The organism is Nocardia sp. NPDC050712 (genome assembly GCF_040654295.1).
GTDB lineage: Bacteria > Actinomycetota > Actinomycetes > Mycobacteriales > Mycobacteriaceae > Nocardia.
In genome coordinates, this window is sequence record NZ_JBFAHT010000003.1 from 555,928 (window position 1) to 579,474 (window position 23,547).

Sequence of the window (23,547 nt, forward strand, 5' to 3'; positions counted from 1 at the left end):
CGCGTGTTTCCCGCGCCCTGAGCGCTATACGGTGCAGCGCCCGGACATTTGCCAGAAGATTGCCATCCGTCAGCCCGGGTGCATGGCGCGGATCAGACTATTCGGGCGCATATCGGTCCAGTTGCGTTCCACGTAGGTGAGACAGTCCTGACGCTCGCCCGCGTAGACGCCCTGCCAGCCATCGGGCACCTCCACGAAATCCGGCCACAGCGAATGCTGGCCCTCGGCGTTGACCAGAACCATGAACCGGCCGGCCTCGTTGTCGAACGGATTGGTCTCACTCATTGCCTATTCCTTTCTGCTCGGATACCAGCCGGGAGGACCTGCCCGCGGAAACGGCGGACTCGTCCAGGTGTTCGCGCAGGATCGGGCCGATGGCGTCCAGACCCTTGGGCGCACCCATGTCGACGTGGGTGCAGGCGATGGCGAAATCGCGCACCTTGCCCTGCACGAACAGCCGCCACGGATCCGCGCCGCTGATCGACAGCTCCGGATCGTTGTCCGCCGGATAGTCGTCCGCCGCCGTGAAATACAGCATGTCGCCCTGGTAGGCGGCGGGCCGGAAGCGATAGCCCATGGTGGTGCCGGCCAGGTAGCCCGCGTACAGCCGTTCCACGTGCGCGGCCTCCAGGGCGCCGAACGGCCCCTGCCGCTCGTGCAGCAGCTCCGCCGCGCGCTCGGCCGAGATGTCCTGCCCGGCCAGGCTGGCGTCACCGAGCAGCGCCGCCAGCAGTTCCCCGGCGCTGACGTCGGGTGACTCCGGTTCGTCGGCGAGGATCCGGCTGTCCAGCAGCGCCAGCAGATTCACCTGCTCACCGGCCGCCTCAAGCCGGGTCGCGATCTCGTAGGCGATCAAACCGCCCAGCGACCAGCCCAGCACGTGGTACGGGCCCTCGGGCTGGACCGCGCGCATCTCACCGATATAGCGCTGCGCGAGGTCCTCGATGGAATCGAGCCCGCACTCGTCCTCGGTCAGGTGCGGCAATTGCAGGCCGTAGACCGGCCGGTCCGGGCCGAGATGCGGCAGCAGCCCGGTGTAGCTCCAGGCCACGCCACTCACCGAGTGCACGCAGAACAGCGGCGCCAGCGTGCCGGCCGGCCGGATCGGCAGCAGCGGATCCAGCGCGGCGGCAATGGTATTCGCCGCCGTCTCGCCCGGAGCCGCGGCCCGGAAGGCGATACCGGCCGGGGTCGGATCCAGGAACAGCGCCTGCATCGGCACCTCCACGCCGTGCTGATCCCGCAGCGCCGCGACCAATTGGGTGGCCAGCAGGGAGTTTCCGCCGAGCTCGAAGAAATTGTCGTCCGCGCCCACCGATTCCAGGCCGAGCACCTCGGCGAAGGCCTGGCAGACCAGCGTCTCCAGGGCCGTGGCCGGGGCACGGTAGGCCGCGGCCGCCATCAGCACCGGTTCGGGCAGGGCGGACCGGTCCAGCTTGCCGGCCGGCGTCAGCGGCAACACGTCCAGGATCGTGATGGCCTGCGGCACCATGTAGACCGGTACCCGCGCCGCGACGTGCGCCCGCAGATCGGCCGCACTCGGCGCGGCGCCCGGTGCACAGCGCACGTAGGACGCCAGAATCGTGGCGCCGCTGGAGGTCTCGTGCCCGATGGTCGTCGACGCGACGACCTCCGGGTGCGCGACCAGCGCGGCGTCGATCTCACCGAACTCGATGCGGAAGCCGCGGACCTTCACCTGATCGTCGGAACGACCGAGGTATTCCAGTTCCAGCGGCTCCCCGCGCGCGGCCCAGCGGACCAGGTCACCGGTGCGGTACATGCGCTCGCCGGGTCCCCCGAACGGGTTGGCCACGAAGCGTTCCGCCGTGAGCCCGGGCTTGCGGTGGTACCCGCGCGCCAGCGCGGGCCCGGCCAGATACAGCTCACCGGGCACGCCCGCCGGTACCGGCCGCAGGCGGGAGTCGAGCACCGTGAGCTCGAACCCGCGCAGCGGGCCGCCGATCGTCACCGGCACGCCGACGCGCAGCGGCGAGCTGATCGAGGCCGCCACCGTGGCCTCGGAGGGGCCGTAGGCATTGAGCATCGTGCGCCGGGGCGCGCCCGCGGTCCAGCGCTGCACCAGCTCCGGCCCGGTGCGATCGCCGCCGACCATGATCATTTCCAGGTCCTCGAGCCCGTCCGGCTCGACGGTGGCCAGCGCCGCCGGGGTGATGAACGCGTGCGTGATCCGCTCCGCGCGCAACAACTCCCGCAGTTCGGCCCCGCCGTAGATCAGCGGGTCGGCCAGCACCAGCGTCACCGCCGAGCCGAGGGCCAGCAGCAACTCGAGAATGGCGGCGTCGAAACTCGGCGACGCGAAGTGCAGCACCCGCGACTGCGGCGCCACCCCACCGCGGCCGGCCAGTTCCGCGGCGAAGTCCGCGAGACCCGCGTGCGTGACGACCACGCCCTTGGGCAGACCGGTGGAGCCCGAGGTGTAGATCAGGTAGGCCGGATTGGCCAGCAGCGGGCCACCGCGTTCGAGAGCGGACAGCGGCGCGGCGGACTGCGCCCGCACCTCCGCGGCGAACTGCGGATCGTCCAGGACCAGCCAGGGCTGGCCGTCGGGCAGATCGCGGCGGCAGCGCGCGACCGTCAGGCCGAGCCGCGCACCCGAATCGGTGAGCATGTGCTGCTTGCGCGGCCCGGGATAGGCCGGGTCGACCGGCACGAACGCGGCGCCCGTCTTGATCACCGCGAGCATCGCCCGCACCGAGGCCACCGAACGCGGAATACCCAGCGCCACATAGGACTCCGGGCCGATACCGCGCGCGATAAGGGCCCGGGCCAGCCGGTTGGTGGCGCCGTCCAGCTGCGCGTAGCTCATCTGGACCTCGGTGTCGCACACCGCGACCGTGCCCGGCGCGGCCGCGACGGCCCGCGCGAACAGTTCCGGGAAGGTGCACGCGCCCACCGACTCCGCGCCGCGCGCCGGTGCGAGGCTGCGCGCCTCGGCCGGTTCGAGCAGCTCGAAATCGCCGACCGCCGTATCGGGTTCGCTGATCACCGCGGTCAGCACCCGGACGAACCGGCGCGCCAGCAGCTCGGCGCTCGCGGCGTCGAGCAGATCGGTCGCATAGGTCAGATCCAGCCGCATGCCGGCCGGAACTCCGTGTGCCGTATGGGATTCGGCCAGGGTGAACTGCAGGTCGAACTTGGCCACCTCGAAGCCCGGATCCTCGGCGAGCACCGTCACACCCGGCAGCGGCGGCAGCTCCGGGATCGAATTGTGCACCGACAGCATCACCTGGAACAGCGGGTGATGCGCGGCCGAGCGCACCGGCGCCAGCGCCTCCACCAGCCGCTCGAACGGAATGTCGGCGTGCGCGAAGGCATCCAGATCGGTCTCGCGCACGGTGTCGAGGAACTCGGTGAAGGTCCGGTCCCCGCGCACCGGCGTGCGCAGCACCAGCGTGCCGACGAACATACCGATCAGCGCGTCCAGCTGCGGGTCGACCCGGCCGCCGATCGGCGTGCCCACCACGACATCCCCGGTACCGCCCAGGCGGCCGAGCAGCACCGCGAGCGCGGCGTGCAGCACCATGAACAGGCTGACCCCGCGCCGGCGCGCCAGCTCGGTGAGCTCGTCGTGCAGCTCCGCGCTGATCGGCGCGCCGACCGTCGCCCCGAGCCGGGACGGCACCGCCGGGCGCGGCCGGTCATAGGGCAGGGTCAGGCAGTCCGGCGCGCCGGTCAGCTTGCCGGTCCAGTAGGCCAGCTGCCGGGCGGCCGGGCTGTCCGGATCCTGGTCCGCGCCCAGCGTCTCGTGCTGCCACAGGCTGAAATCGGCGTACTGCACCGGCAGCGCCGCCCACCGCGGCGCCGTGCCCGCGCACCGGGCCGCGTAGGCCGCGGCCAGGTCGCCGCCCAGCGGCGCGGCGGACCCGCCGTCGGCGGCGATGTGGTGCATCACCAGCACCAGCACATGCTCGGACGGATCCAGGCGCAACAGCCGCGCCCGCACCGGAATCTGCTGCGTCACATCGAAGCCCGCGCCGGTGAAGGACCGGATGAACGCCGGAACGCCGGCGGCCTCGATATCGAGCAGCGGCACCGGCAGCGCCGGATCGGCGAGCGGGACCACCACCTGGTGCGGCCCGTCCGCGTCCGCCGGGAACACGCTGTGCAGCACCTCGTGCCGGGTCACCACGTCGGCGACCGCCAGGCGCAGCGCGGCCGCGTCCAGCGCGCCGCGCAGGCGCAGCACGACCGGGATGTTGTAGCCGCCGGAGTCCGTATCGAACCGGTTGAGCAGCCACAACCGCTGCTGCGCGGGCGAGAGCGGCACCCGGTCCGGGCGCGGGCGGGCGGCCAGCGCGGTGCGATCGGCGTGTCCCGCGCGTACGGCGCGGTCGAGCACCGCGCCCAGCGCCTGCGGCGTCGGATGCTCGAACACGGCGCGCACCTCGAGCCGGCAGCCGGACGCCGCGGCGATCCGCGCGACCAGCTGGGTCGCCGACAGCGAGGTGCCGCCCAGCTCGAAGAAGCTGTGGTCGGCGCGAATTCCTTCCCGGCCCACCACCTCGGCCATCGCCGTGGCGACCAGGATCTCGCTGGGCGTGGCCGGTTCCCGGCCGCCGTCGGACAGCTCCCAGCTCGGTTCCGGCAGCGCGCGCCGATCCAGTTTGCCGTTGGGCGACAACGGAATCGAGTCCAGCACCAGGAACGCCGCGGGCACCATGTGCCCGGGGAGCAGCTGCGCGGCAGCCTTCGCGAGCTCCTGCGGTTGCAGCGTCCGCCCCTCGGCGGCCACGACGTAGCAGACGATCTGCGCCCGGCCGCTGTCGTCGTCGCGAACCTCGGTGTGCGCGAAGCGGACTCCGTCGTCGGCCGCCACCACCGCCGAGATCTCGCCCAGCTCGACGCGGAAGCCGCGCACCTTCACCTGGTCGTCGGCCCGGCCGACGAAGACCAGCTCGCCCTCGGCGTTCCAGCGCACCAGGTCACCGGTGCGGTAGACGCGCGACGCGCCGCCGTCGAACGGATTGGCCACGAAACGCAGCGCGGTCAGGGCCGGGCGGCGGTGATAGCCGCGCGCGACACCGATACCGCCGACGTACAACTCACCGACGACACCGGGCGGGACCGGTCGCAGCCGCGCGTCCAGCACCACCGTGGTCACACCGCGCATCGGGCGGCCGAGCGCGATGGCCCGATCCGGGTGCAGGGCCTCGGAGAAGGTGGTGGTGATGCTCGCCTCGGAGGGCCCGTAACCGTTGATCATGGCGCGGCTACGGCCCCACTGCTCGACCAGTTCCCGATCGAACGCCTCGCCGCCGACGATCAGCGCCCGCACCAGCGGCAGCGGGTGCCGATCGGCGTCGATGCTGGCCAGCGCGGCCGGGGTGATCACCATGTGGGTGACGCCCCGCGACTCGACCAGCTCGGCCAGCGGATCGCCGCCGTAGACATCGGTCGGGACGATCACCATCGTCGCGCCCGTGCCCCAGGCCAGCAGCAGTTCGAGCACCGCCACGTCGAAGCTCGGCGAGGCCAGATGCAGCGTGCGCGCCGCCCGGTCCACGCCGAAGCGAATCCGTTGCACCTCGGAGCAATTGAACAGGCCCCGGTGCGGGACGGCCACGCCCTTGGGCAGGCCGGTGGACCCGGAGGTGTAGATCACGTACGCGACGTCCTCGGCCCGGATCGGGCGCAGCGGCTCCACCCGCCCGGCGGGCCAATCCGCGGCGGCATCGATCGGCATCCACTCGACGCCGATATCGCCGGGCAGCGCGTCCGGACCGGCCACGCCGGTGAGTCCGAACCGCACCGCGGAATCGGTCAGCATGTGCCGGATGCGGTCCACGGGATGCCGCAGGTCGACCGCCAGGAAGGCCGCACCGGTCTTGGTGATCGCCAGCGAACCGGCGACCGACTCGACCGAGCGTGCCGAGCCGAGCGCGACCACGTCGCCGGGGCCGACACCGCGCGCGATGAGCTTGCGCGCCAACCGGTTCGTCCACTCGTCGAGCTCGTCGTAGGTGACCGTGCGGTCGCCGGCGACGATCGCCGGATGCCCGGCCTGCACCGCCCGGCCGAACATCGCCGGCAGCGTGATCGGCGCGGCGGCCCGCGCGCCGCGCGCGGGCACGAACACCGAGCGCTCCCACGCGCTGAGCAGGTCGACATCGCCGACCGCGGCCCCCGGTTCGGCCAGCACCGCCGCCAGCAGCCGGACGAACCGGCGGCTCATCCGGTCCGCGGTGGCGCTGTCGAACAGGTCCGTGGCGTAGGCCAGGGACAGCTCGACCCCGTCCGGATCGCCCGCGGCGGTGTGGGTTTCGTTGAAGGTGAACTGCAGATCGCACTTGGCGAAGCCCGGATCGACCGGCAGGCCCTCCACCGCCAGGTCGCGCAGCCGCACCGTGGGCACACCCATGTTGGTGAGCGACAGGCTGACCTGGAACAGCGGGTGGTGCGCGGTCGAGCGGACCGGGTTGAGCACCTCGACGAGCCGCTCGAACGGCAGCTCGGCGTGGGCGAAGGCGTCCAGATCGGTGTCGCGCACCGCCTCGAGCACCGTCGCGAACGAGGCGGTCGGCTCGACCCGGGTCCGCAGCACCAGGGTGCCGACGAACATGCCGATCAGGTGGTCGAGCGCGGCCTCACCGCGACCGGCGACCGCGGTGCCGATCGCGATGTCCTCGGTGCCGCTGGTGCGCGCGATCAGGACGGCCAGCGCGGCGTGCAGCACCATGAAGACGCTGACGTCGCTGGCCCGCGCCGCGTCCAGCAGGCGGGTGTGGGTCTGGGCATCGATGCGGGCCGCGACCGACGCGCCGCGGTGCGAGGCCACCGGCGGCCGGGGCCGGTCGGTGGGCAGCTCCAGGCACTCGGGCAGCCCGGCCAGGCGCTCGGTCCAGTACGCCAGCTGGCGCGCGGCCTCGCTGCCGGACTCGGTTTCCTCACCGAGCAGATCTCGTTGCCACACACTGAAATCCGCGTACTGCACCGGCAACGGCGCCCAGGCGGGCGTGGCGCCACCGCAGCGCGCCTCGTAGGCGGTGACCAGGTCGGTCGCCAGCGGAGTCAACGACCAGCCGTCCGCGGCGATGTGGTGGATCACCACGATCAGCACGTGCTCGTCCAGGCCGACCCGCAGCAGCGCCGCGCGGATCGGGAGCTCGACGGCGAGGTCGAACCCGGTGCGCGACAGGTCCATCGCGTCGGTGAGCAGGGCGTGCGCACTGGAGACGATGCGGCTGAACGGCACCGCCGCCTCAGCCGCCGGCACGACGACCTGATGCGGGCCCTGCGCGTCCTCGGGGAACATCGTCCGCAGGACCTCGTGCCGATCGACCACGTCCAGCAGCGCCTGCCGCAACGCCTCCACGTCCAGCGGGCCGGTCAGGCGCAGCGCGAGCGGGATGTTGTAGAGCGCCGAGCCCGGGTCGAAACGGTTCAGGAACCACAGGCGCTGCTGCGCCGCGGACAGCGGGACCCGCGCGGGCCGCTGTCCGGCCCGCAGCAGCGGCCGGGCCGGATGCTGCGCGCCCGCCGCATCGAGCAGCGCCGCGAGACCCTCGGGTGTCGGATGGTCGAAGATCGCGCGCACCGCGAGCTGCTGCCCGGACACCGCCGCGATCCGCGCGACCAGCTGCGTCGCCGAGAGCGAATTACCGCCCAGCTCGAAGAAGCCCTGATCGGCGCCGACCTCCTCGATGCCGAGCACCTCGGCCAGCACCCCGGCGACCAATCGCTCGTTCGGAGTACTCGGCGCCCGCCCGGTGGCGGCGGCGGCCCAGGTGGGCTGTGGCAGCGCCCGGCGATCGATCTTCCCGTTGGGCGACAACGGCATCGCGTCCAGCACCACGAAGGCCGAGGGCACCATGTGCACCGGCAGGCGTTCGGCGGTCGCGGTGTTCAGGACAGCGGGATCGACCGTCGCCCCCGCGTGCGGCACCACGTAGCAGACCACCGCCGGCCGGCCCGCGCCGTCCGCGCGGACCTCGGTGTGCGCGAGCCGGACGCCGTCGAGATCCGCGACGACCGCGGTGATCTCACCGAGTTCGATGCGGAAGCCGCGCAGCTTGACCTGATCGTCGCTGCGGCCGACGAACACCAATTCGTCGGCGGCGTTCCAGCGCACCACGTCGCCGGTCCGGTACATCCGCTCGCCCGGGTTCGTGGCGAACGGATTGGCCACGAACCGGTGTGCGGTCAGCCCGGGACGCAGATGGTAGCCGCGCGCCAAACCCGCACCCGCGATGTACAAGTCGCCGGACACCCCGGTCGGGACCGGTTGCAGCCGCTCGTCGAGCACCGAGACCGCGGTGCCGCGAATCGGGCGGCCGAGGATCACCGGCGTGGTCGCCGTGATCGGGTCCGAGATCGCGCTCATGATGGTCGTCTCGGTCGGGCCGTAACCGATGTAGAGGGCGCGGTCCGGCGCCCAGCGCGCCACCAGCTCCGTGCCCACCGCCTCGCCGCCGACCGCGAGGTGGCGCAGTGCCGGCAGCGGCCAGCGCTCCACATCGATGGTGGCCAGCGCGGCGGGGGTGATGAAGGCATGGCTCACCCGTTCCCGGGTCATCAGCTCGCCCAGTTCGTCGCCGCCGTACACCTCGGGCGCGGCGACGACGAGAGTGCCACCGCCACACCACGCCAGCAGCAATTCGAGCACCGCGGCGTCGAAGCTCGGCGACGCGAAATGCAGGGCCCGGCAACTGGAATCGATCTGATAGCGCACCCGCTGCTCGACCGCGAAGGGGGTCAGGCCGCGATGGGTGACGGCGACGCCCTTGGGGGTTCCGGTCGAGCCGGAGGTGTAGATGACATAGGCGATGTCGTCGATGACCGGTGTGCGCGGCCGCCCCGAGTCCGTGGCGGGCAGCGCGGCGCCGTTGCGCTCCAGGTCGGCCAGCGTCAGCCGGCCCATTTCCGGCGGCAGCGCGTCGGTCAGCCCGAGCGTGATCGCCACGCTGGCACCGGAATCGGTAACCATGTGCCGGATACGGTCGGCCGGATAGCGCAGATCGATCGGCACGAAGGCGGCGCCGGTCTTCACGACGGCCACGGTGGCCAGCACCGATTCCAGCGAGCGCGGCAAAGCCAGCGCGACGAAATCGCCGGGGCCAAGGCCCCGGGCGATCAGGGCGCGCGCCACCCGGTTCGAGCGCTCGTCGAGTTCGCCGTAGGTCAGGGTGCCGGTCGGCGCGACCACCGCGCGGCGGTCCCGCTCGGCCGCGGCGGCGGTGAACAATTCCGGCAGCGTCGCCGGAACCGGGCCGTCCACGCCGCGGGCCGGGGCCAGCGCGGCGCGTTCGCGCACCGAAAGCAGGTCGATATCGCCGATCGGCGCGTGCGGCCGGCTGCTCGCCGCGGCGAGCAACCGCACGAACCGGGCGCAGAGCCGCTCGGCGGTGCCGTGGTCGAACAGATCGGTCGCGTAGGTCAGGCAGATCTCGACGCCATCCGGATCACCCTGCGCGGTCTGGGATTCGGTGAAGGTGAACTGGAGATCGAACTTCGCCACGATCGTGGCGATCTCCTCGATGGTGACCTGGACGTCGTCCAGGCGCGGCGGCGCCGGCACGGTGTCGTGCACCGACAGCATCACCTGGAACAGCGGGTGGTGCGCGGTCGAGCGCGCCGGATCCAGCGCATCCACCAGGCGCTCGAATGGCAGGTCCGCGTGCGCGAAGGCGTCCAGGTCGTGCTCGCGCACCGCGGCAAGCAGATCGGTGAAGGAGTGGCCCCGGTCCAGCTGTGTGCGCAGCACCAGGGTGCCCGCGAACATGCCGATCAGCGGATGCAGCCGGGCGTCGGCCCGGCCCGAGATCGGCGTGCCGACCGCGATGTCGCCGGTACCGGTCACCCGGCCCAGCAGGGCGGCGAGCACGGCGTGCAACACCATGAACAGGCTCGCGTTGTGCTCGCGGGCGAGCCGGGTGAGCGCCACGTGCGAGCTGGCGTCCAGCCGGGCCGTCACCGCCGCGCCGCGCTGCGACGGCACCGCCGGGCGCGGGCGATCGGCGGGCAACTCCAAGCACTGCGGCAGATTCGCCAGGCGCGCGGTCCAGTACTGCAACTGCCGCGCGGCCAGGCTGCCCGGATCGGCCTCCTCGCCCAGCAGCTCCCGCTGCCAGACGCTGAAATCGGCGTACTGCACCGGCAATTCGGACCAGCGCGGCTCGTCGCCGTGCCGGCGCGCGGCGTAGGCCGCGGCCAGATCCGCGGCCAGCGGCGCGATGGACGCGCCGTCGGCGGCGATGTGGTGCAGCACCACGACCAGCACGTGCTGGTCCTCGGCGGTCCGCAGCAACTCCGCGCGCAGCGGCAGCGCCGTCGTCAGGTCGAACCCCGACGAGGCGAGCGTCCCTAGCCGAACGCTCGCCTCGTCCTCGGTCAGGTCGGTGACGGGCAGGGTGAACCGGGCCGACTCGCTCGGCAGCACGACCTGATGCGGTCCGGTGGCATCCTGCGGGAACAGCGTGCGCAGCACCTCGTGCCGCGCGACCACGTCGTGCAGCGCGGCGGTGAGCGCCGCGACGTCGAGGCCACCGGTCAGGCGCAGCGCGATCGGGATGTTGTACGCGCCGGAATCGGTGTCGAAGCGGTTGAGGAACCACAGCCGCTGCTGGGCCGGCGCGAGGGCGACCCGCTCCGGGCGGCGGCCCGCGGTCAACTCCGGACGGCCCGAATCCGCCTCCGCCAGCGCGGCATCCACGACCCGGGCCAGTTCTTCCGGCGTCGGGTGCTCGAAGACCGCGCGCACGGCGAGATAGCGGCCGGTCTGCGCGGCGAGTTCGGCCACCAGCCGGGTCGCCGAGAGCGAGGTGCCGCCGAGCTCGAAGAAGTCGTGATCGGCCGCGACCTGCTCGCGCCCCACGATGCCGGCCATGACGGTGGCGACCAGGATCTCGCTGGGCGTCTGCGGGGCGCGACCGGTGCGGGCGATGTCCCAGTCCGGCTCCGGCAGTGCCCGCCGGTCCAGCTTGCCGCTGGGCGTGAGCGGGATCTCGGCCACGACCACGACCGCCGAGGGCACCATGTAGCCCGGCAGCCGCGTGGCCAGCCGGGTCCGCACTTCATGCCGGTCCAGTTCCGCGGCGGGGCCGGTGGGAACCACGTAGCCGACGATGCGCGGTGTTCCGGCCTCGTCGCACCGGATCTCGGTGTGCGCGAATCGGATTCCATCCAGGTCCGCCGTGGCCGCGCTGATCTCGCCCAGCTCGATCCGGAAACCGCGAATCTTCACCTGGTCATCGCTGCGGCCGACGAACACCAGTTCGCCCGCGGCGTTCCACCGCACCACGTCACCGGTCCGGTACATCCGCTCCCCCGGCGTCGCGGCGAACGGATTCGCCACGAAACGCTCGGCGGTGAGCGCCATCCGATCGACGTAGCCGCGGGCCAGACCCGCGCCGGCCACATACAGCTCGCCCGCGACACCCACCGGAACCGGCCGCAGCCGGGCATCCAGCACGGTCACGGCGACCCCGCGGATCGGACCGCCGAGCACCACCGGGTGGTCCACCACCAGTGGATCCGAAAGCACCGGCGCCACAGTCGCTTCCGACGGACCGTAGGCGTTGTACATGGTGCGGCTCACGGCCCAGCGCGCCACCAGATCCGCACCGACCGCGTCACCGCCCACCACCAGGCGGCGCAGCGCCGGCAGCGGCCAGCGGTCGGCATCGATGCTGGCCAGCGCCGCCGGGGTGATGAAGGCGTGCGTCACCTCGGCGCGTTCCAGCAGCGCGGCCAGGTCGTCCCCGCCGTAGATATCCGGCGCGGCCACGACCATGGTCGCGCCCGCGGACCAGGCCAGCAGCAGTTCCAGCACCGACGCGTCGAAGCTGGGCGAAGCGAAATGCAGTGTGCGCGAACTGGAATCGATCTGATACTGGTCGCGCATCGCGAAGCCGAAGCCGGCCAGGCCGCGATGCGGCACCGCGACGCCCTTGGGCCGGCCGGTGGAGCCGGAGGTGTAGATCACGTAGGCGATGTCGTCGACGCGCAGCGGCCGCAGCCGCACGGCGTCGGTGATCGGCGCGGCGGACTCGGTCGCGGCGATCTCCTCGGTCAGGCACCACCGCACCTCGGTATCGGCCGGCAGCCCGGTCCGGTCCGCGGCGCTGGTCACACCCAGCGCCGCACCGGAATCGGTGAGCGTGTACCGGATCCGGTCGATCGGGTGCCGCACGTCGATCGGCAGGTAGGCGGCGCCGGTCTTGGCGACGGCCAGCGTGGCCACCACCGACTCCAGCGACCGCGCCAGCCCGAGCGCGACCACCACGCCGGGTCCGGCGCCGCGCGCGATCAGGGTGCGCGCCAGGCGATTCGACCATTCGTCCAGCTCGCGATAGCTGATGGCACGCGAATCCGCCACCACCGCGGTGCGATCCGGGTCCGACAGCGCGGCGGCGAAGATCTCCGGCAGCGTCAGCACGAGCTGGGAGCTCGGTCCGCGCACCGGCGTCAGGGCCCGGGCTTCCTCCGGGGCGAGCAGGTCGAGATCGCCCACCGCGCGCTCCGGCTGGGCGACCGCGGCGGAGAGCACCCGCAGGAATCGCCGCCCGAGATCGGCCGCGGTGCCGATATCGAACAGATCGGTGGCGTAGGTCAGGCACAGATCCAGACCGCCGCTGCCGGCCTCGGCCGGCGCGGTGAAGGCGAACTGCAGATCGAACTTCGCCGCCGCCGGATCGATCCGGTCGACGGTCACGTCCAGACCGGGCAGCCGCACCGAGGTCGCGGCGAAGTTGTCCAGCGACAGGCTCACCTGGAACAGCGGGTGATGGGCGGTGGAGCGCGCCGGATTCAGCGCCTCCACCAGCCGCTCGAAGGACAGGTCGGCGTGGCCGAAGGCGTCCAGATCGGTGTCCCGCACGACGGCGAGCAGCTCGGCGAAGGATCGCCCGCCCGCGACCGCGGTGCGCAGCACGACCGTCTCGACGAACGCGCCGATCGAGGCGTCCAGCTCGGTTTCGGAGCGGCCCGCCACCGCGGTGCCGATCACGACGTCGGCGGTATCGCCGAGCCGGGACAGCAGCACCGCGAGCACCGCGTGCAGCACCATGAACTCGCTGACATCGTGGCGGCGCGCCAAAGCCGTGATTCCCGCGTGCAATTCGGCGTTCACCCGGGTGCGCACCGAGGCGCCGCGCTGGGAGGCCACCGCCGGGCGCGGGCGATCGGCGGGCAGTTCCAGGCAGTCCGGCACGCCCGCCAGCTGGGTGCGCCAGTACCGCAGCTGACGCGCGGCCAGGCTGTCCGGATCGGCGGCGCTGCCGAGCAACTCCTCGTGCCACACCGCGAAGTCCGCGTACTGCACCGCGGGCGCGGGCCAGTCCGGGGCCTGCCCGGCCAGCCGGGCCGCGTAGGCCGTGGTGAGGTCCGAGGCCAGCGGGGCCAGGGAGCCGCCGTCCATGGCGATGTGGTGCACGACGAGTATCAGCGTGTACTCGTCGTTCCCGCCGCACAGCAGTTCGGCGCGCAGCGGCAGCTCGGTGGTCAGGTCGAAACCCGCCGCCGCGGCGCGGTGCTGGTCGGACGCGCGCGGCGCGGCCTCGATCCTGGTCAGCGGCGGCGCCGTGACCGGCGCGACCACCTGGTGTGGCCCCTGCGCGTCCTGCGGGTAGCGGGTGCGCAGGATCTCGTGGCGCTCGACGAGGTCGGTGAGCGCGGCTTGCAGGGCGGCCTCGTCCAGGGCGCCACGCAACCGCACCGACACCGGGATGTTGTAGGCGCCGGAGCTGGTGTCGAGCTGATTCAGGAACCACAGCCGACGCTGCGCGGAGGACAGCGGCACGCGCTCCGGGCGCGGGCGCGCGGTCAGGCGCGGACGGCTCGAATCCCGCTCGCCCGCTGCCTGATCCACCAGGCGGGCCAGCTCCGCGGCCGTCGGGTGCTCGAACACCTCGCGCACCGCGAGCCGATGTCCGCACGCCGCCGCGATCCGCGACACCAGCTGGGTCGCGGACAGCGAGTTGCCGCCCAGCTCGAAGAAGCTCTGGTCGGCGTAGACGCTGGGCTGCCCGAGGATGCGGGCCATCTGCGCGGCCACCATCGTCTCGGACGGCGTCGCCGGCGCCCGGCCCTCGGTCGCCACGTCCCACTCCGGCTCCGGCAGCGCCCGGCGATCCAGTTTTCCGCTCGGCGACAACGGGATCGACGCCAAGGCGACCACCGCCGACGGCACCATGTAGCCGGGCAGCCGCGCGGCGACGTGGTCGCGAATCGTGCTCGCGTCCACGGCATCCGGCGTGCCGGCGCGGATGTAGCTCACGATCCGCGCGCGTCCGGCACTGTCCGGCCGCACCTCGGTGTGCGCGAAATCCACACCCGCGCAGGTCGAGACCACTGCGGTGATCTCGCCGAGTTCGATGCGGAAACCCCGCACCTTCACCTGGTCGTCACCGCGCCCGACGAAGACCAGCTCGCCGCCGCGGGTCCAGCGCACCAGGTCGCCCGTGCGGTACATGCGCTCGCCCGCCGCGCCGTGCGGATCGGCGACGAAGCGCCCCGCGGTCAGGCCGGAGCGGCCCAGATAGCCACGCGCGACACCGGTTCCGCTGAGGTACAGCTCGCCCACCACCCCGACCGGGACGGCGCGCAGGCGGCGGTCGAGCACCGCCAGACCCGCGCCCCGCACGGGCCCGCCGAGCACTACCGGCTGCTGCGGCGCGAGCGTGTGGGAGACCGCCGCGGCGATGGTCGCCTCGGACGGCCCGTAGGCGTTGAAGAAGGTGCGGCCCGGCGCCCAGCGCGCGAGCAACTCCGAACCGACCGCGTCACCGCCGACGATCAGGGCACGCAACCGCCGCAGCGGCCAGCGGTCCGCGTCCAGGCTGGCCAGGGCGGCCGGGGTCAGGAACGCGTGGCTGACGGCCTCCTGATCGATCAGCTCGGCGAGTTCCTCGCCGCCGTAGATCTGCGGCCCGGCGATCACCATGGTCGCGCCGGCGCACCAGGTCAGCAACAGTTCCAGCACCGAGGCATCGAAGCTCGGCGAAGCGAAATGCAGGGTGCGCGAAGTGTTTTCGACGCCGAAGCGCTCGCCCATGGTGCGGGCGAAGTTGACGATGCCCGCGTGCGTGACCGCCACGCCCTTCGGCGTGCCGGTCGAGCCGGAGGTGTAGATCAGGTAGGCGGTCTGCGAGATCCGCTGCGGGGACAGCCGCTCCGCGTCGATGACCGGTCCGTCGGGCAGGCTCGCCAGCTGGGTGGCGAGGTCCGGGTCGTCGAGCACCAGCCACCGCACGCCGTCGGCGGGCAGGTCGGGGTGGACGGCGGCGACGGTGAGCCCCAGGCGCGTGCCGGAGTCGGCGAGCATGTGCTGCTTGCGCTGCGCCGGGTAGGCGGGGTCGACGGGCAGGAAGGCCGCGCCCGTCTTCGCCACCGCGGCGACGCCGCACACCGACTCGATAGAACGCGGGATACCCAGGGCCACGACGGTTTCCGGCCCGGCGCCGTGTGCGATGAGCAGGCGCGCCAGCCGGTTGGACATGGCGTCCAGCTCGCGGTAGCTCAGCTCGCGGTGACCGGAGCGCACCGCGCCGTTGCCCGGATCGATCGCGGCGGCGCCGGTGAACAGATCCGCCAGGGTCAGGGCCGGCACGGAATCCGCGCCGCGGGCCGGCGTCAGCGCGTTCATCTCACCGGCGCGCAGCAGGGGCAGATCCCCCACCGGCACGGCCGGGTCGGCGGCCGCCGCGGCGAGCACGCGGGCGAAGCGCTCGGCGAAGGACTGCGCGGTATCGGGTTCGAACAGATCGGTGGCATAGGTCAGGGCCAGCTCGATGCCCGCCGGATCGCCCTGCGCCGTGTGCCTTTCGATCAGCGTGAACTGCAGGTCCCAGCGCGCGGCGCCGGTATCCACGGCGCGGGCCTCGGACCGCAGTCCCGGCAGTTGCACCGCGTCCGGCACCGAGCTGTGCACCGACAGCATCACCTGGAACAGCGGGTGATGCGCCGCGGAGCGCACCGGTTCGAGCACCTCGACCAGCCGCTCGAACGGCAGCTCGGCATGGGCGAAGGCATCCAGATCGGCGTCGCGCACCGAACGGAGCAGCTCAGCGAAGGGCACGGCCGGATCGATGCCCGTGCGCAGCACCAGGGTGCCCACGAACATGCCGATGAGGTCGTCCAGGCGCGGGTCGGCGCGACCGGCGACCGGGGTGCCGATGGTCACGTCGTCGGTGGCGGCGAGCCGGGCCAGCACGGTCGCCAGGGCGGCGTGCAGCACCATGAACACGCTGACCCCGTGCTGCTGTGCCAGCTCGGTCAGGGCGGCGTGCAGGGTCGCGTCGAGATCGGAGCGCAGCGTCGCGCCCTGCTGGGACGCCACCGCCGGGCGCGGCCGATCGGTGGGCAGCGCCAGGCACTCCGGCAGATCCGCGAGGCGGTCCCGCCAGTACGCCAGCTGCCGGGCGGCGGCGCTGCCGGGATCCGCCACGCTGCCGAGCAACTCCTGCTGCCACACCGTGAAATCCGCGTACTGCACCGGCAGCGCGGTCCACCGCGGCGGGTGCCCGCCGGTGCGCGCCGCGTAGGCGGCGATCAGATCGGCGGCCAGCGGCGTCATCGACCAGCCGTCCGCGGCGATGTGATGGATGACCACGACCAGCACCCACTCGTCGGCGCCGTTGGCCACGAGCGCGGCGCGGATCGGCGGCTGCGCCGTGAGATCGAAACCGGCGGCGGCGAAGTCGAGGACATCGGCGTCCACGCTGCCGGGCCGGGCGACGATGCGCGCGAACGGCACCGCGGGCTCGGGCCGCACCACCTGGTGCGGGCCCTGCTCGTCCTCGGGGAACAGGGTGCGCAGAATCTCGTGCCGCGCGGCGACATCCGAGAGCGCCCGCTCCAGCGCCGCCTCGTCCAGCCGCCCGGTCAGGCGCAGGGCGACCGCGATGTTGTAGGCCCCGGAATCCACGTCGAAGCGGTTGAGGAACCACAGCCGACCCTGCGCCGCGGACAGCGGCACGCGCGCGGGTCGCGCACCCGCCGCCAGCGCGGGACGGCCACCCGTACCCGCCGCCTGCTCGAGCCGGGCGGCCAGCGCCGCCACCGTGGGCGCGTCGAACAGCGCGCGCACCTCCACCGCGGTGTCCAGCACCACGCCGAGCCGGCCCGCGACCCGGGTCGCGAGCAGCGAATTGCCGCCGCGCGCGAAGAAGTCGTCGTCGAGCCCGATCCGGCCGCCGCCGAGAATCTCCGAGAAGACCTCCGCCACCGCGCATTCCACGCGGGTGACCGGCGCCCGGTAGCGCGCCGCCTGGAAGACCGGTTCGGGCAGCGCCCGGCGATCCACCTTGCCGGTCGCGGTCATCGGCAGGGCCGCCAGCACCATGAACGCGGCGGGCACCATGTAGACGGGCAGCATGGCCGTCAGCCGGGCGCGCACGGCGTCCGGCTCGAGGGCCCGCCCGGCCATGGGCACCACGTAGGCCACCAGCTGATCGCCGCCCTGGGCGTCGGCGTGCGCCACGACCACCGCCGTGTCGACATCGTCGTGCGCGAGCAGCGCCGCCTCGATATCGCCGAGCTCGATCCGGAAGCCCCGGATCTTGACCTGGAAGTCGGTGCGACCGTGGTACTCCAGCTCGCCGTGTGCGGACCAGGCCGCGAGGTCGCCGGTGCGGTACATCCGCTCGCCCGCGCCCGCCCCGAAGGGCTCGGGCACGAAGCGCTCGGCCGTCAGCACGCTACGGCCGAAGTAGCCGTGCGCCAGCTGATCTCCGGCCAGGTACAGCTCGCCGACCACCCCGGGGGCGACCGGGCGCAGCCGCGCGTCCAGGACGTAGACCCGGGTGTTCCAGGCCGGGCGCCCGATCGGCACGGCGACGGTGTCGGCGTCGCCGACCTCGTGCGCGGTCACCGAGACCGCGGCCTCGGTGGGGCCGTACAGGTTCCACAGCTGCGTGTGCGGATTGGCCCGGCGGAAGCGCTGGGCCACGGCGGCGGGCAGCGCCTCGCCGATGGCCAGCACCAGCCGCACCGAGGCGGGCAGCTCCGGCTGCGCGCCCGCGGTCAGCGCGGTGAGCATGGACGGAACCAGATGCAGCACCGACACGCGGCTGTTCTCGATGAGCGTGCGCAGGTAGGCCGGGTCGCGATGCCCGTCGGGCGCGGCGACCACGGTGCGCCCGCCGGCCAAGACGGCGGAGTAGAACTCCCATACCGACAGGTCGAAGGTGGCGGCCGTCTTCAGCAGTACGCTGTCGTCGCCGTCGATCCCGAAATGCTGCTGTTTCCACAGCAATTGGTTCACCACCGCCTGATGCGGCACGGCCACGCCCTTGGGCTGTCCGGTCGAGCCCGAGGTGAAGATGATGTAGGCGGTGTTGCGCGGGTCCAGCGGGGACAGGCGCTCGCCGTCGAGCACCGGATAGGACGGCAGTGCGGACAGATCCAGCGCGTCGAGCTCGAGCACCGGGGCGTCGGTGGCCGGCAGACCGGTGGCGTCGGCGCGGGTGGTCAGGACACAGCGCGGCGTGGCGGTCTCGAGAATGTATTCCAGGCGACCGGCCGGCTGGCCGGGGTCGAGCGGCACGTAGGCGCCGCCCGCCACCGTCACCGCGTACATGCCGACCAGCAACTCCGCCGAGCGGCGCAGGGCCAGCACGACGCGGGTTTCCGGCCCGACGCCGAGCCCGATCAACCGGCGGGCCAGGCGGTTGACCTGGTCGGAGAACTCGCGATAGGTCAGCGTCACCGGCTCCCCGGCTTCGGCGTCGACGATCAGGGCCGCGGCCTCGGGCGTGCGCGCGGCCTGCGCGGCGAAGAGCGAGGCCAGCGTCCGGCGCGACTCGATCGGTCGCCGAGTGTCGTTCCAGCCGTGCAGAATCCGGGTGCGCTCGGCGGGATCGAGCACATCGAGATCACCGATCGGCAGCTGCGGGCGCGCGGCGGCGTCGGCGAGCAGCCACAGCAGACGATCGGCGAAGCCGGACACCGTGGCCGCGTCGAAAAGATCCGTGGCATAGACGAAGTGGCCGGTGATGCCGTTGGGGATGCCGCTCTCGTCGTAATGGTCGGTGAGCACGAGTTGCAGATCGAACTGCGCCACGCCGGTCTCGATCTCGCTGCCCGACACCGTGAGCCCGGGCAGTTCGACGCCGACCCGGCCCAGATTCTGGAACGAGAACCCGACCTGGACCAGCGGATGCCGGGCCGTCGAGCGCACGGGGTTGAGCTCGTCCACCAGCCGTTCGAACGGCACCTGCGCGTGCGCGAACGCCGCCAGATCGGTGACCCGCTGCCGGGACAGCAGCACCTGGAAGGGCTCGGCGAGGTCCAGCCGGGCGCGGAACACGACGGTGTTGACGAACATGCCGATGAGCGCGTCCAATTCGCGCTCACCGCGGCCCGCCACCGGCGTGCCGACCGCGATGTCGGCGCCGCCGGACAGGCGCGCCAGCAGCACGGCGAACGCGGAATGCACCGCCATGAACAGGGTGGCGTCGGAGTCGCGCGCGAGCCGCAGCAGGCCGGCGTGCACGGTGGCGCCGATGGCCACGTCCACCTTGGCGCCGCGGAAGGACTGCACCGCCGGGCGCGGCCGGTCGTAGGGCAGGGAGAGCTCGTCGGGCAGCTCGGCCAGCTGGGTGCGCCAGTAGTCCACCTGCACGGCGGCCTGGCTGCCGGGATCCGCTGCGTCACCGAGCAATTCGTCCAGCCACAGGCTGTAGTCGGCGTACTGCACCGGCAGTGGGGCCCACTGCGGGGCCCGGTGCGCCACGCGCGCGCTGTAGGCCTGGGACAGGTCGGCGAACAGCGGCGCCAGCGACCAGCCGTCGGCCGCGATGTGGTGGATCACCACCGCCAGCACGTGTTCGCGCGCACCGGTGCGCAGCAGTTCCATGCGCAGCGCGGTCTCGCCGGTCAGCTCGAAGCCGCGCGCGGCGATGGCCCGCAGCCGATTGTCGAGCTCGGACGGTGACACCTCGTGCAACGGCAGCGGCACGGTCGGCGTCGCGGGCCGGATGACCTGATGCGGCCCCTCCGGGCCGTCGGGGTACACGGTGCGCAGCGGCTCGTGCCGCGCGATCAGGTCGGCGACGGCGGCCCGCAGCGCGTCGACGTCGAGATCGCCGCGCATGTGAACCGCGAACGGGATGTTGTAGGTGTAGGCCTCGCGGTCGAACCGGTTGATGAACCACAGCCGCTGCTGGGCGGGCGAGAGCGGGATGTGCGCCGGCCGCTGCCGGGCCCGCAGCGCGTTGTGCCCGGTATCGGGCAGCAGCGCGGATACGCGCGCGGCCAGTCCGACGACGGTCGTCTCCTCCAGCACCAGCCGGACCGGCACGGTGACACCGAGTTCCGCGCCCACCCGGGCCGCCACCCGGGTCGCGCTGAGCGAATTGCCGCCGAGCGCGAAGAAGCCGTCGTCCAGGCCGACCTGGTCCACGTCGAGCAGCTCGGCCAGCACCGCGGCCACCGCGCGCTCGGCGGCGGTGACCGGTGCCCGGTAGACCACCGTCGCCACGACCGGCTCCGGCAGCGCCCGACGATCCAGTTTTCCGTTGGCGGTCAACGGAATCGCGTCGATCGCCATCAGTGCCGCGGGCACCATGTAGTCCGGCAGTTGCTGGGCCAAGGCCGCACGCAGGGCCGGAATATCCACCACCGCACCGTGTTCGGGTACGACGTAGGCGGCCAGGCTGGATTCGCCGGACTCGTCCTGGCGTACCACGACCGCGGCCTGGCGCACCTGCTCGTGGGCCAGCACCCGGGCTTCGATCTCGCCCAGCTCGATGCGGAAACCACGCACCTTCACCTGATCGTCGGCCCGGCCCAGGTATTCGAGCTCACCCGCCGCGGTCCAGCGCGCGAGATCGCCGGAGCGGTAGAGCCGGGTACCGGGCGCACCGAACGGGTCGGCCACGAAACGGGCCGAGCTCAGGGCGGGCTGCCCGAGGTAGCCGCGCGCGAGCTGCTCGCCGCAGACGTACAGCTCCGCGGCGACGCCGACCGGCGCGGGCCGCAAACGGCTGTCCAGCAGGAAGATTCCCAGACCCGGCAGCGCCCGGCCGATACCGCCGCCGCCGGTCGCCGCCGCGGTGCGCTCGAGCGCGCGGTAGGTGACGTGCACCGTGGTCTCGGTGATGCCGTACATGTTGATCAGGCGCGGCGCGGTATCCGCGTGCCGCCGGTACCACGGCGCCAGCCGGCGCGGATCCAGCGCTTCGCCGCCGAAGACGATGTAGCGCAACGCGAGTGGCGTCGTCTCGGCGCTCTGCTCGGACGCCGAGCGTTCGGCGTCGACGAGCTGGTAGAAGGCCGAGGGGGTCTGGTTAAGCACCGTCACCCGCTCTCGGCGCAGCAGTGCCAGCAGCAGCTCCGGCGAGCGTGAGGTCTCGTAGTCGACCACGACCAGGGTGCCGCCGTAGAGCAGCGGGCCCCACAGCTCCCAGACCGAGAAGTCGAAGGCGTAGGAGTGGAACAGCGTCCACACGTCGTGGTGGTCGAAGCCGAAGGCGGCGTGGGTATTCGCGAACAGCGTGGCGACATTCGCGTGCGGGATCTGCACGCCCTTGGGGCGGCCGGTGGATCCCGAGGTGTAGATGACGTAGGCGATGGTGTCGGGCGTCAGCGTGCCCAGACGCTCGGCCGCGGCGAGGGGTGCGCCGTTTCCGGAGTCGAGATCGTGCGCGTCCAGATCGATGACGGGCAGCTCGGCCGGCAGCGCGAGCCCGAGCGCCGTCGCGGTGATCGCGCAGGCCGGGGCGGCGTCGGCGAGCATGTAGGCGATGCGATCGGCGGGATAGTCCGGGTCGACGGGCAGGTAACCACCGCCCGCCTTGATCACCGCGAGCAGCGCGACCACGAGGTCCAGCGAACGCGGCAGGGCGATCGCGACCAGCGTCTCCGGGCCGACGCCGCGCAGGATCAGCTCGCGGGCCAGGCGATTCGCGCGGGCGTCGAGGTCGCTGTAGGTGAGCGTCGCGCCGTTGCAGGAGACGGCGGTCGCCGCGCCGTGTGCCGCTACCGCCCGGTCGAACAGCTCGGCCAGGGTGGTGGCGGGCGCGGAACTGACGGCCGGGGTCAGGGCCCACTGCCGCAGCACCAGGTCGCGTTCGGCCGCATCCAGCACACTCAGCGCGTCGATCTCGGAATCGGCTGCGGCGCGCAGGAACTCGGAAAGGTAGTCGAGGAAGCGGCGGTGGTGGGCGTGCAGCTCGTCGGCGGTGTAGCGGGCCGGATTGCCGATGAAGTCGACATGCAGCTCGCCGCTGCCGGAGCCGTTGTAGATGTTGATCGACAGGTCTTCGACCGGCCCCGTGGAGAGCAGGTGCATCGTCGCCTCGGCCCGGCCGAAGCGAATACCGTTGTGGAACAGCATGATATTGACCACCGGGCCGAAGAAGTCCCGGTGCTCGCCGGCCGCGCCGCGATCGCGCCCCATGTCCTCGTGCCGGTAGCGCTGGTGCCGCAGCGCACCCCGGATGCTCGGATCGACCCGCTCGACCAGCTCGGCGACCTTCGTCCCGCGACCGATATCGATATGCAGCGGAACGACATTCGAGACGTAGCCGGCCGACAGCTGCAGCTCCGGCGTGGTACGCGCGGTGACCGGCAGGCTCAGCGTGACCTCGTCGCGCCCGGTGACCGCGCCGAGATAGGCCGCGATACCGGCGGTCAGCAGCGCCGGGCGCGAGGCGGTGAAGCGTTCGCGCACCGAGGCGAGCCGGTCGGCGATGTCCGGGGCCAGCACGCCGCTCTCGATCCAGCGCTGCACTCCGGCCGGACCGGAGCGGTCGCTGAGGGTGAACGTCGAGTCGATGGTGTCGAGCTGGCGGCGCCAGTACTCCCGGTCCTCGCCGAACGCGGCCGAATTCCGGTAGGCGGACTCGGATTCGTAGATCGAGCGCAGATCCCGCGCCGCCGACGGGCTCGGCTCGCGCCCCTCGACGATGGCGGTGTAGTGCTCGGCGATGCGCGCGACGAGCAGCATCGCGCCGTAGCCGTCGATGGCGACGTGATGCATCTTGGCGTACCAGAGGTATTGCTCGTCGCCGATGCGCAGGACCGCCGCGGTGAACAGGCGGTCCCCCGTAATGGGTATGGGCACTTCGACATCGCGGCGCATCCACGTGATCGCGGCGTCCCGTGGTGAGTCGCAGGCTCGGAAATCATGCCGGTCGATGTCAACTGGCCTATCCGAATCAACCAATTGGTATGGGACACCGCCCACTTCCACGATCCGGAGCCCCAGACTCTGCAAATCTCCAGCGCACAGGCGCATTGCGTGACTCAGAATGGATGCGTCGAACTCGCCATGGATTTCGACGTACTGCGCGACGGTCAACGGCACGTCGGGAGCAATGTGCTGCGCGTTCCAGATGCCAACCTGGGCTTCTGACAGGGGAAAAGGGGAAGCCGTGTTCGATGCGTCAGGACCTGCGGGCTCCGAGGCCAAGGCCGTCATCAAAACACTCCAATCGCCGGGGGAAGACTCTGGACATCATTCGGACATGCAGCAACTGTCCTGCAATCGTCTAGATGGGCTTCGTTCAGACCGGTCGGGCGGATTGGTGTATCGGCGAAATACTTTTACCAACGCGACATTTCGGGCGCGAAGAACGCGCACACCGA

2 protein-coding genes are annotated in these 23,547 nt (G+C 72.3%); both read right to left on the reverse strand.

Annotation, left to right across the window (positions count from 1 at the left end; genetic code table 11):
* Nucleotides 1-69: 69 nt before the first annotated feature.
* Nucleotides 70-285, reverse strand: coding sequence for an MbtH family protein (locus tag AB0H76_RS23085; protein WP_357327487.1), 216 nt, complete (start codon nt 283-285; stop codon nt 70-72).
* Nucleotides 278-23,380 carry a non-ribosomal peptide synthase/polyketide synthase gene (locus AB0H76_RS23090; RefSeq protein WP_357327490.1) on the reverse strand — a complete coding sequence of 7,701 codons (23,103 nt, stop codon included), beginning with the start codon at nt 23,378-23,380 and terminating at the stop codon, nt 278-280. Before AB0H76_RS23090 ends, AB0H76_RS23085 begins: the two co-directional genes overlap by 8 nt.
* Between the last annotated feature and the right edge of the window lie 167 nt (nt 23,381-23,547).

Bases quoted from the DNA above. Each gene is read 5' to 3' on its own strand.
- AB0H76_RS23085 (WP_357327487.1), bottom strand. From the start codon at position 285: ATGAGTGAGACCAATCCGTTCGACAACGAGGCCGGCCGGTTCATGGTT.
- AB0H76_RS23090 (WP_357327490.1), bottom strand. From the start codon at position 23,380: ATGACGGCCTTGGCCTCGGAGCCCGCAGGTCCTGACGCATCGAACACG.